This window comes from Nitratireductor sp. StC3 (assembly GCF_003015025.1).
In the GTDB taxonomy this organism is placed as follows: Bacteria; Pseudomonadota; Alphaproteobacteria; order Rhizobiales; family Rhizobiaceae; genus Mangrovimarina; species Mangrovimarina alexandrii.
Genome location: NZ_PYBP01000001.1, coordinates 124623 through 136098, shown reverse-complemented (window position 1 = coordinate 136098; position 11476 = coordinate 124623). Strand labels below are relative to the sequence as shown.

The following is an 11476-nucleotide window of genomic DNA, read 5'->3' as shown; positions in this document are numbered from 1 at the left end:
GACTTCTGCCAGCTACGCAGAAGAGGCCACAGCCCATGCACACCGACGCAACGATCGGCATTATCGGCGGCAGCGGCGCGCTCGGCGGCGCGATCTGCCAGGCGCTTTTGCGGACCGGCACCGCTGCGAAAACGATCCGCATCGCCAACCGGTCGGGCAAAACGCCCGATTTCGCCCGCACGGCCGGCATCACGGTCACGACCGACGCGCAGGCGCTGGTCGACGTGAGCGATCTGATAGTGCTGTCCCTGCCGCCGGCGCTGTTTTCCGCGCTTTCCGTCACCATACACGACCAGCTGACCGTATCGGTGATGGCCGGCATCACCGCACGACGGATCGCGCGTCACACCGGTGCGGCCAAGATCGTGCGGGCCATGTCGAGCCCGGTCGCGGCGCGTGGGCTGGCCTATTCGCCCTGGTTTGCCACCGACACGGTCTCAAAAGCCGAAAAGGCGGCGGTGCAGCGGCTGTTTACGGCATGCGGGCTTACCGACGAGATCGCCGAAGAAGGCCAGATCGACCACTTCACCGCCCTCACCGGCCCGGTCCCCGGTTTCGTCGCCTATCTCGCCGACTGCATGATCGGCCACGCGCGAGACCAGGGCATCGCGCCGGAGATCGCCGAGCGCGCGGTACGCCAGCTCTTCAAGGCGAGCGGTGTCGTCCTGTCCGAGAGCCCGGAAGCGCCGAGCGCGCATGTGCGTGCGATGCTCGACTATGCCGGCACGACCGCGGCGGGGCTGGAGGCTATGCGCGCCTCGTCGCTTGCCGAAAACATCGCCCGCGGCTTGGCGGCGGCGGCGAAGAAGGCGCGCGACCTCGGCTGAAAGCGCCTCCGGTTTAGGCCGGTTCCCGAGAGTGTGCGATTTCTGCGTGTACGCAAGCGCCGCTTCAAACCCGTTTGTATCGCCGCAACGGACCGAAGGAGCCGCAATCGCCGGCGGCACATGGGTCAGATCGAGGACACCGTCCAATCGACGATATCGGTGGCGACGCTGCCGAAAGCGGCGTCGAGCGCGGCGGCGAAGCCGTCATTGCCACTGCCGGCGACCGGCACTTCGGCAGAAAAGCCGCGTGCCGCACGCACCACGCCATTACGGTCGTTCAAGATGCGCACGAACAGTTCCGCCCGCGCGCGCTGGCCGCCGCCAACCACGATGTCGAAGGCGCGGATTTCAACGATGATCTGATAGTCGATCGCCAACCCTTCGCCGGGTTTGCCGACGCCGCCGAAACGCCCCGAACGCTGGAATGTCTCGGCCAGTCGCGCCTGCACGACCTTGGGCAGGCGGTCGCTCCATTGCGCGCCCTTGAGGAACTCCACCGATCCCGGACCCGGCTTGACGACGATGTTCTCACCGTCGAGCGGTTTCAACGCCGATGGTTCGGCAATCAGAATCTGGGTGCGCGCCTGGCGCCGGCCGGCAGGATCGATCGCCGGCGCGCTCAATTCATAGGTGTCGAGCGGTGCGGGCGACCCGCCCGGCAAAGCAGCGCACCCGGTGAGAAACGCGGCAACCACCCATACGCCAACCGAACTGCGACCGCGCCTCAAACACTTGCTCCCGCCCGACATTACACGGCAGGTCCCTGCTGCCTCGCTTTTGTGCCCTTGTTCTTGATGCGCTCTGGGGCGGATGTCAACGGCGCACGCGCCCGTCATACTGGCGCACGCCGCCTTCTCCCCCGGTCAGAATGCGCTGCGGATTGCGCTCCAGCGCGGTGATCGCCTGCTCAATGCGGTTGATGGACCGTCGGCTGTCACGGATCAGCGCTTCGACGTCGCGCAGCCCCTGGCCGGAGAACCGGGCCAAACCGTCGGTGATCGTGCCGATACGCGCGTTGAGCGTTTCGGCGACCTTGCGGAATTCCTTCACCGTCTGGCCGGCTTCGGCGATCACGCCTTCGGTATTTTCCGAGCCGAGCAGCGAATCGACCTTGGCCAGCACACCGTCGACACGCGTCGAAGCCTGGTTGAGCCGCTCCGAGATTTCGCGCGCATTGACGATGATCTGGTCGACGTCGTCGCCACGCTGGCTGAACCGGTCGGCAAGCGCGGAGACGTCCGCGGCCGCCTTGCGCGCATCCACCGTCGCGCCCTCGATATTGGCCAGCGCCGAGCGGACTTTTTCGGGATCGACGCCGTCAAGCACCTTGTCGACCCTGGCCAGCGTTTCGGAAGCCCCGTCCCCGACCTTGCCGATCGAGGCGACCGCGCTGTCGATGCCGGTCGTCGCGCTGTCGGCGATCCGGTCGATCGAGGCCACGGCCGTGTCGACCCCGCCCTTCACGTCCTCGAGAATGCCGTCGACCCTGGCCAGCGACTTGCCGGCATTTTCCGACAATTCACGTACCGAACGCGCGCTGGCATCGACGTTCTTCATGATACCGTCGAGGTCGGCGCTCGCCGTATCCAGCCGCTTGGTGAAGTTTTCGACATTGGCGACGATGGTGCCGACCTTGTCGCGGTCGACCGCGTCGAGCAGTTCCTCGGCCGAGGCGAGCGTGGAATCCAGCCGGCCGGACACCTTGTCGATCGTCTGCGACAAGTCCGATACGCTGGCCAGGAAACCGTCGACGCCGTCCGCGTTGCGCGACAGGGCCTCAGAGAAGGTCTTGGCATTGCCGATCGTTTCGGTCAGCGGCGCGCGCACTTCCATAACGAAACCCTCAAGCGCGTCGAGCACGGAGTTGGTGCGCGAAAAAATGTCCTGCGCGGTCTGCAAAAGATTGGTCACCGCCGAGGGATTGGCCGTCAGTTCGGCGATGCGGTCCTCCGCTTCGGCCTGTTCGAGCAGATTGGGTTCGGACAAATCGCCGCCCTTGAGTTCGATATTGGCCTGGCCGGTCAGGCCCGCCAGACCGATATCGGCGCGCGTGGAACGGGTGATCGGCGTCAGACGGTCAATCTGAGTATCGGCGACCACGACATCGGGGTTCTTCACGTCGATGAAGACCCGGCGCACGTCGCCCACCTTGACGCCGTTGAACAGCACCGCGCTGCCGCGGCCGAGCCCGGATGCAGAGCCGGGAATGCGGATGCGCAATTGCGCGGTCTCGCCACCCTCGCCGAACCCGGACTTCCAATAGACCAGCCCGAATCCGGCCAACACCAGCACCAAGGTGAAAATGCCGACGGCGACGTAATTGGCTCTCGTTTCCATCAGCGCATCATTCCCGCGGCCAAGCCGCTTCCATAGGTTGCCGGGTCGATCTGGCGCGCCCGCTTGCCGCGGAAATAGGATTTGACCCACGGGTCCTCGACGGTCAGCATCTTGCTGACGGTACCTTCCACCAGCACCCGACGCTTCCCCAGCACCGCAACGCGGTCGCAGACCGAAAACAGGCTGTCAAGGTCGTGTGTGACCATGTAGACGGTCAGGCCCATCGTGTCGCGCAGCTTGGCGACCAGTTCGTCGAATTCCGCCGCCCCGATCGGGTCGAGGCCGGAGGTCGGCTCGTCGAGAAAGACGATGTCGGGATCCAGCGCCAAGGCGCGCGCCAAGGCGGCGCGCTTGATCATGCCGCCCGACAATTGTGAAGGAAATTTGTTCGCCGCCGTCGCCGGCAGGCCGACAAGCTCGATCTTCAGGCGCGCCAACTCGTTCATGAGCGGCTTGGGCAGGTCGAGATATTCGCGCATCGGCACCTGGATGTTTTCAAGCACCGTCAGCGCCGAGAACAGCGCGCCGTGCTGGAACAGCATGCCAACGCGCATATCGAGGCGCAGCCGTTCGGCCTCGCTCGCCCTGTCGAGATCGACATCGAACAGGGTGATCGTGCCCGCCTGTTTCCTGTTCAGGCCCAAAATGGTGCGCAACAGCACCGATTTGCCCGATCCCGACGCGCCGACAAAACCCAGGATTTCGCCGCGATAGACATCAAGCGACAGGTCTTCCAGAACGACCTGTTCGCCGAAGGCGACGGTGATACCGCGCGCCGAAAGTACGATTTCCCGCTCCGCCGGGGCTTTGTCCGTGTCGTTGGCGTGCTTTTGCACGGCGTGTTCCGTCTCCAGTCCGCTCATGGCGTCAAAACCCGATCGCGGCGTAGAACATGGCGAAAATGCCGTCGACGACGATCACGACGAAGATCGCCTTCACGACCGCGGCGGTGACGTGGCTGCCGAGCGATTCCGCGCTGCCGCCGACCTTGATGCCTTCCACCGAAGCGATCACGCCGATGATAAGCGCCATGAACGGCGCTTTTATGAGGCCGGCAAAAATCGTCGACAGGTCGATGGCGCTTCGCATGCGGTCGATGAAGGCGCTCGGCGCGATGCCCGAATAATAGTAGCTCACCGCCATCGCCCCGCCGACGGCTGCGAAATTGGCCGCGATCGTCAGGCATGGCAGGGCGATCAACAGCGCGACCAGGCGCGGAAAGACCAGCACGCCGACGGGATTGAGCCCGATCACGGTCAGCGCGTCGATTTCCTCGCGCATCTTCATCGAGCCGATCTCGGCCGTGATCGCGCTGCCGGACCGGCCGGCGATCATGATAGCGGTCAACAACACGCCCATCTCGCGCAAAACCAGGATGCCGACCAGGTCGACGACGAAAATCTCGGCCCCGAAATAGCGAAGCTGAAAAGCGCCCTGCTGGGCGACGATCGCGCCGACGATCGCCGACATCAACAAGATAACCGGAATCGCGCCGACCCCCATCCTGTCGATCTGATGCACGATCGCGGCCGGATTGACGCCGTGGCCGCGACCCCGCTTCATCTGCGCGCCCGAGATGGTGGCGCCGAGAATATGCATGCCGAGCAAGAACTCGTCGCGGAAGGCGTAGACCAGCCGGCCGATTCCCTCGAGCGCCGCCAGAACGCCCCAGCGCCCGCCTTCGGCGTCGGTCGGGATCTCCTGACGAATCGCGTCTTCGACGGCCGCTAAAAGCACGCTGTCGGTTTCGCCCTCCCCGGTGATCTCGATCCGGGCGCCAGCCTGTTCCTGCACCGCGGCGAGCCGCTTGATGACCCAGGCCCCGGCGGTATCGAGCCGCGAAACGTCCGTGAGGTCGATCTGCAGATCGCTCACCCCCTCGCGCGCCGCCAGACGGCGCATCTCGGCATCGACGAGCCCGACCGTGTGCGTGGTCCACGGTCCGGCCAGGGCGACGTGCAGCACGCCCTGGCGCGCCTGGGTATCGATAGACGGAACCGCGCCGCTGTCGCCAGGCCCGGCCGCACTTGCATCGTTGCGCTCTTTGGTCAACATGACCGCGATTCTTAGACCATGGCCTCGACGGAGGCCATGCCGATTTGGCAACAAGTTCGGCCCGTCGAAACAGGAGCATAACTGCCATGGCCCGTTCATTTCGCGTCGATGTCGAACGCTTTCCGATCGCCGGCGGCTTTACCATCTCGCGCGGCACCAAGACCGAAGCCGAGGTGATCACCTGTTCGATCGGCGAAGCCGGTTATGTCGGGCGCGGCGAATGCGTGCCCTATTCGCGCTACGATGAAAGCGCGCAGAGCGTGCAGGCGACACTCGAGCAAATCGCCGGCGACATCGAAAACGGGCTGAGCCGCGAGGATCTGCAATCCGCGCTTCCTGCAGGCGCGGCGCGCAACGCGGTCGATTGCGCCCTATGGGACCTGGAAGCGAAAATGGCCAGCCAACGCGCCCATCATGCCGTGTGCCGCATCCTGCCCCGTCCGGTGGTGACGGCCTACACGATCTCGCTCGGATCGCCGGAGGACATGGCCGCCCAGGCCCGCCAAGCCTCCCATCGGCCGCTTTTGAAGGTCAAGGTCGGCACCGAGGACGACTATGCGCGCATCCATGCCGTGGCCAGCGTGGCTCCCAACAGCCGCATCATTCTCGACGCCAACGAGGGTTGGACGAACGACAATATCCGCGACCACCTGCTCGCCGCCGCGCAGTTCCACATCGCCCTGGTGGAGCAGCCGCTGCCGGCCGGCCAGGACGAGATCCTGCGCGAGATTCCCCATCCGGTACCGATCTGCGCCGACGAAAGCGTCCATACCGCCGACAGTCTGGACGCGCTCGCCGGCCTTTACGACGCCGTCAACATCAAGCTCGACAAGACCGGCGGCCTGACGGCCGCGCTCGACCTGCGCGATCAGGCGCGCAAGCGCGGCTTCGGCGTCATGGTGGGCTGCATGGTGGGAAGCTCGCTGGCGATGGCGCCGGCGGTGCTGCTTGCCCAGGACGCAGACTATGTCGACCTCGACGGCCCCCTGCTCCTGGCGCGCGACCGCTCGCCCGGCCTGACCTATTCCGGCTCGCTGGTTTCGCCCCCCGAACCGGCCTTGTGGGGGTGATCAGCAGGGACGCGGACGCGCGCCTCCCTGGCCCGTCTTCAAGCGGCCTCGGCCGCTTTTTTGCCCTTGAACGGCACGACCGTTTCGGGCCTGTCCTGTGTGGCGCCGCGCGCCTGCGTCCAGGTGATGATCTCGAACGAGCCGTCCTCGTTCTCGCCCACCGCCGTGCAGCTTTCGACCCAGTCGCCGGTGTTGATGTAGTCGATATCACCCATCCGGGTGATGGTCGCGTGGTGGATGTGTCCGCATACCACGCCCTCGACGCCGGAGCGACGGGCTTCCTGCGTCACCACCTCCTGGAAGGCGCCGATGAAGTTGACCGCCTGCTTCACGCGCACCTTGGCCCAGGACGAGAACGACCAATAAGGCATGCCGAACAGCCGCCGGAAGACGCCGACGGCGCGGTTGACCAGGATGGCGACGTCGTAGGCCTTGTCGCCCAGATAGGCGAGCCAGCGCGCATTGTGGACGATGGTGTCGAACTGGTCGCCATGAATGACGAGAAAGCGACGCCCGTCAGCGGCCTGGTGGACGGCACGGTCCGCCACCACGATGCCGCCGAAATGCACGCCTTGAAAGGCACGCAGGAATTCGTCGTGATTGCCGGCAATGTAGACGATCTTCGTGCCCTTGCGCGCCTTACGCAGCAATTTTTGCACCACGTCGTTGTGGGCCTGGGGCCAATGCCACGAACGCCGCAGGCGCCAACCGTCGACGATGTCGCCGACCAAATAGATCGTTGCGGCATCGTGATGGCGCAAAAAGTCGATCAGCAGCTCGGCTTTGGCCGGTTTCGAGCCCAGATGGATGTCCGAGACGAAAAGCGTCCGGAAGGTGCGGATCTGTTCACCGGCCATGAAACGCCCACCTCTTGTTGCCGGCCTTCCAAAACACGATTCATGTCACAGCCATGTGACGCCGGCGGCGCGGGCGCTGCGGCTTTTGGGGGAGTTTTCTCAAGAGCGTTCTGACACTACTGTGCGGCCGACAAACGAGAGGAAACACAGATGGATCTGGGAATTCGGGGCAAGTCGGCGATCGTCTGCGCGTCGAGCCGGGGCCTCGGGCTCGGTTGCGCGAGCGCCCTGGCCGAAGCCGGCTGCACGCTGGTCGTCAACGGCCGCGACGCCGACGCGCTCGCCGAGACCGCAGCGGCGCTGCGCGCACGCTACAAGGTCGCGGTGAGCGAAATTGCCGGCGACGTGTCGAAGGCGGACGTCCAGGAGGCGCTGCTGGCCGCCTGCCCGGCGCCGGACATTCTCGTCAACAACAATGGCGGCCCGCCTTTGCGCGATTTCCGCCAACTCGATCGCGAGGCCCTGCTTGACGGCGTGACGCAGAACATGGTGACGCCGATCGAACTGATCCGCTCCGTCATCGACGGCATGGCAGATCGCGGGTTCGGGCGCATCGTCAACATCACCTCGCTGTCGGTCTATCAGCCGATTCCCGGGCTCGACCTGTCGTCGGGCGCCCGCGCCGGGCTGACCGCCTTTCTCGCCGGCATCGCCCGCACGGTCGCCGGGCGCAACGTAACCATCAACAATATCCTGCCGGGCAAGTTCGACACCGACCGCATCCGCAACACGCTGGTGTTTGCAGCCGAGAAATCCGGCATGAGCGTGGAGGACCAGGCCAGGAAGGTCGCCGCCGACATTCCTGCCGGCCGCTTCGGCACGACGGAGGAATTCGGCCAGGCCTGCGCGTTTTTATGTTCGACCCATGCCGGTTACATCACCGGCCAGAATCTGATCCTCGACGGCGGGCTTTATCCAAGCGCGTTTTGAACGCTGTTTGAATCCATTTTCGAAAAACAAGGAATAAACCATTGAAACTGGTGCGTTTTGGCGAAAGAGGCAACGAACGACCCGGACTGCTGGACACCAACGGGACGATCCGCGACATGTCCGGCGTGGTTCCCGACTACGGACCCGAGTCGCTCTCGCCGGCGCTTGTCGAAAAACTCGCCGCAGCCGACCTGTCCTCGCGCCCGGCCGCACCGGCGGGCGCACGCCTCGGCGCGCCGCTTAACCGTGTCGGTCATTTCATCGCGATCGGCCTCAACTATGCCGACCATGCCGCGGAGACCGGCGCGCCGATCCCCACGGAACCGATCGTATTTTCCAAGGCGCCGAGTTCGCTGTCAGGGCCCAATGACGACGTGCTGATCCCGCGCGGGGCGCAGAAGCTCGATTGGGAGGTCGAGCTTGCAGTGGTGATCGGCAAGCGCTGCGACTATGTCGGCAAGCACGAAGCGCTGTCGCATGTCTTCGGTTACGCCCTGTGCAACGACGTGTCGGAACGCGCCTATCAGGCCGAGCGCGGCGGGCAGTGGATCAAGGGCAAGAGCGCGCCGACCTTCGGGCCGCTGGGTCCGTTTCTGGTCACGGCCGACGAGATCGCCGACCCGCAGGCTCTCGGCATGTTCCTCGACGTCAATGGCCAGCGGCGCCAGACCGGCAACACGGCAACGATGATCTTTTCGGTGGCCGAAATCATTGCCTACCTGTCGGAGTTCATGGTGCTGGAACCGGGCGACGTCATCACCACCGGCACGCCGCCGGGCGTCGGCCTCGGTTTCAAGCCGCCTGTGTTCCTGCGCGACGGCGACACGATGCATCTGGGCATCGACGGTCTCGGCGAACAGCGCCAGACGGTGGTGGCACGCTGATCCGCGGTCGGCCTGCGCGCCCGCCGCGCACCTCGGCGCCGGGCCGGTCGCAAGGATCCGGCTACCGCGATCGAAACCGCGCTCGGCCGCAGGCGCTGCCGGACGCGAAACAGCTTCAAGCCGACCGCTCCCCATGACGGGATGCGGCGTGCTAGTTTGGCCGTTCAGGCATTGGACAATCACGACATGACCCACAAACAGGACAAGACCGAGCGCAGCGAGTTCGACGAGGCGGCGCTGTTCTTCCATCGCTATCCCGCGCCCGGCAAACTCGAAATCCAGGCGACCAAACCGCTCGGCAATCAGCGCGACCTGGCGCTGGCCTACTCGCCGGGCGTGGCCGTTCCCTGCCTTGCCATCCACGACGACCCGGCGAGCGCGGCAGACTACACCGCGCGCGCCAATCTGGTCGGCGTCGTCTCCAACGGCACCGCCGTGCTCGGGCTCGGCAATATCGGCCCGCTCGCCTCCAAACCGGTGATGGAAGGCAAGGCGGTTCTGTTCAAAAAATTCGCCGGCATCGACGTGTTCGACATCGAGATCGACGCGCCCGGCATCGAACGCATGGTCGAGACCATCGCCGCGCTCGAACCCACGTTCGGCGGCATCAATCTCGAGGACATCAAGGCGCCGGAATGTTTCGAGGTCGAGGAACGGCTCAAGCAGCGCATGGCCATTCCCGTCTTTCACGACGACCAGCACGGCACCGCAATCATCGTCGCCGCGGCGGTGCTGAACGCACTCGAACTGGCCGAAAAGGACATCGCCACGGTCAAGATCGTCACCTCGGGCGCAGGCGCGGCCGCGATCGCCTGCCTTAACCTGCTGGTCTCGCTCGGCGCCAGGCCCGAAAACATCTGGATCACCGACCGCCACGGCGTCGCCTACAAGGGCCGCACCGAGGAAATGGACCGCTGGAAGGAACCATATCTCAAGGAGACCGATGCACGCGCGCTCGCCGACGTGATCGGCGGCGCCGACGTCTTTCTGGGCCTGTCGGCGGCCGGCGTGCTGAAACCCGAGTTGCTGGCGGAAATGGCCGAGCGCCCACTGATCCTGGCGCTCGCCAATCCGGTGCCGGAGATCATGCCGGAGGTGGCGCGTAAAGCGCGTCCCGACGCCATGATCTGCACGGGGCGGTCGGATTTTCCCAACCAGGTCAACAACGTACTATGTTTTCCTTACATTTTTCGCGGGGCGCTCGATGTCGGCGCAACCGCCATCAACGAGGATATGAAGATGGCCGCGGTCCAGGCGATCGCGGCCCTGGCCCGTGAGGAACCGTCCGACGTCGCCGCCCGCGCCTATTCCGGCGAAACGCCGACCTTCGGCCCCGAATTCCTGATCCCCTCGCCGTTCGATCCGCGCCTGATCCTCAGGATCGCGCCCGCCGTCGCCAAGGCGGCCTGCGAGAGCGGGGTCGCCGGGCGACCGATTTCCGACATGGATGCCTATATCGACCGGCTGAACCGGTTCGTGTTCCGCTCGGGCCTGGTCATGAAGCCGGTGTTTTCGGCCGCGCGCCGGGCCACCGCCAAGCGTGTCATCTATGCCGACGGCGAGGACGAGCGCGTGTTGCGCGCCGCCCAGGTGGTGGTGGAGGAAGGCATCGCCCAGCCGATCCTGATCGGGCGCCCGCACGTGATCGAGGTCCGTCTGCGGCGCTACGGGCTGAGAATCCGGCCGGGCGCCGATTTCGACCTGGTCAATCCCGAGGACGATCCGCGCTACCGCGACTATGTCGACCTTCTGATCCGCGTCGCAGGCCGGCGTGGCGTCACCCAGGAGGCGGCGCGCACCATGGTGCGCACCAACAACACCGTGATCGCGGCACTGGCGCTGATCCGCGGCGAAGCCGATGCGATGATCTGCGGCCTGGAAGGCCGTTTTGAGCGCCATCTGCGCAATGTCGGCCTGATCGTCGGCCACAAGCCGGGCGTGCGCGACCTGTCGGCGCTGTCGATGCTGATCATGCAACGCGGCGTCACCTTTTTCACCGACACCTATGTCAGCGTCGAGCCGAGCGCGGAGGAGATCGCCGAGATGACCGTGCTGGCGGCGGCCGAAATCCGCCGTTTTGGCATCGAGCCCAAGGCGGCCTTGCTGTCCTTGTCGAATTTCGGCTCGCGTGACACGGCCAGTACGCTAAAGATGCGCAAGGCGGCAAGCCTGATCGCCGAACTGGCGCCAGAGCTGGAAGCCGACGGCGAGATGCACGGCGATTCGGCGCTTTCGGAGATGCTGCGCCAGCGCGTCTATCCGCATTCCAGGCTGAAGGGCGAGGCCAATCTTTTGGTCTTTCCCGACCTCGACGCCGCCAACATCGCGCTGACCACGATCAAGCAGTTGACCGACGCGCTGCACGTCGGCCCGATCCTGCTCGGCGCGGCGCGCCCAGCCCATATCCTGACGCCGTCGGTGACCTCACGCGGCGTGGTCAACATGACCGCGCTTTCTGTAGTCGAGGCCTCGCAGGCGACTGAAGCCTGAGGCCGCCGGCCATGAATATGCTAAAG

General features: G+C 65.3%; 10 protein-coding genes. 5 read left to right on the top strand and 5 right to left on the bottom strand.

Going from position 1 to position 11476, the window contains the following annotated elements; genetic code table 11:
* Nucleotides 1-35: 35 nt before the first annotated feature.
* A complete protein-coding gene (locus C7T96_RS00700; RefSeq protein WP_106569259.1) occupies nucleotides 36-827 on the top strand; it encodes a pyrroline-5-carboxylate reductase dimerization domain-containing protein in 792 nt (263 codons plus the stop codon).
* Between the two features lie 125 nt (nucleotides 828-952).
* Here C7T96_RS00700 and C7T96_RS00695 read toward each other — a convergent pair whose 3' ends face one another.
* The 4 genes from C7T96_RS00695 to C7T96_RS00680 form a co-directional block, all read right to left on the bottom strand.
* Complete coding sequence (locus C7T96_RS00695) at nucleotides 953-1576, bottom strand: ABC-type transport auxiliary lipoprotein family protein (protein ID WP_106569258.1); 624 nt, start codon at nucleotides 1574-1576, stop codon at nucleotides 953-955.
* A 64-nt stretch (nucleotides 1577-1640) separates the two neighbouring features.
* A complete protein-coding gene (locus C7T96_RS00690; RefSeq protein WP_106569257.1) occupies nucleotides 1641-3164 on the bottom strand; it encodes an MlaD family protein in 1524 nt (507 codons plus the stop codon).
* A complete protein-coding gene (locus C7T96_RS00685) occupies nucleotides 3164-4027 on the bottom strand; it encodes an ABC transporter ATP-binding protein (protein ID WP_106569256.1) in 864 nt (287 codons plus the stop codon). The genes C7T96_RS00690 and C7T96_RS00685 overlap by 1 nt, the downstream gene beginning before the upstream one ends.
* A 4-nt stretch (nucleotides 4028-4031) precedes the next feature.
* Complete coding sequence (locus tag C7T96_RS00680) at nucleotides 4032-5219, bottom strand: ABC transporter permease (protein WP_106569255.1); 1188 nt, start codon at nucleotides 5217-5219, stop codon at nucleotides 4032-4034.
* 86 nt (nucleotides 5220-5305) lie between these two features.
* Between C7T96_RS00680 and dgcA the strand changes: the two genes are divergently transcribed.
* A complete protein-coding gene (gene dgcA, locus C7T96_RS00675; protein WP_106569254.1) occupies nucleotides 5306-6289 on the top strand; it encodes an N-acetyl-D-Glu racemase DgcA in 984 nt (327 codons plus the stop codon).
* A 38-nt stretch (nucleotides 6290-6327) separates the two neighbouring features.
* On the opposite strand, the gene C7T96_RS00670 is transcribed toward dgcA, so the two are convergent.
* Complete coding sequence (locus C7T96_RS00670; RefSeq protein WP_106569253.1) at nucleotides 6328-7146, bottom strand: UDP-2,3-diacylglucosamine diphosphatase; 819 nt, start codon at nucleotides 7144-7146, stop codon at nucleotides 6328-6330.
* 150 nt (nucleotides 7147-7296) lie between these two features.
* On the opposite strand from C7T96_RS00670, the gene C7T96_RS00665 reads away from it, so the two are divergent.
* The 3 genes from C7T96_RS00665 to C7T96_RS00655 all read left to right on the top strand — a co-directional run bounded on the left by C7T96_RS00665 (nucleotide 7297) and on the right by C7T96_RS00655 (nucleotide 11450).
* Nucleotides 7297-8076: an SDR family oxidoreductase gene (locus tag C7T96_RS00665; protein ID WP_106569252.1), complete on the top strand. Its 780-nt coding sequence runs from the start codon at nucleotides 7297-7299 to the stop codon at nucleotides 8074-8076.
* 41 nt (nucleotides 8077-8117) lie between these two features.
* Nucleotides 8118-8960: a fumarylacetoacetate hydrolase family protein gene (locus tag C7T96_RS00660; protein WP_106569251.1), complete on the top strand. Its 843-nt coding sequence runs from the start codon at nucleotides 8118-8120 to the stop codon at nucleotides 8958-8960.
* Between the two features lie 186 nt (nucleotides 8961-9146).
* A complete protein-coding gene (locus C7T96_RS00655; protein ID WP_106569250.1) occupies nucleotides 9147-11450 on the top strand; it encodes an NADP-dependent malic enzyme in 2304 nt (767 codons plus the stop codon).
* Nucleotides 11451-11476 lie beyond the last annotated feature (26 nt).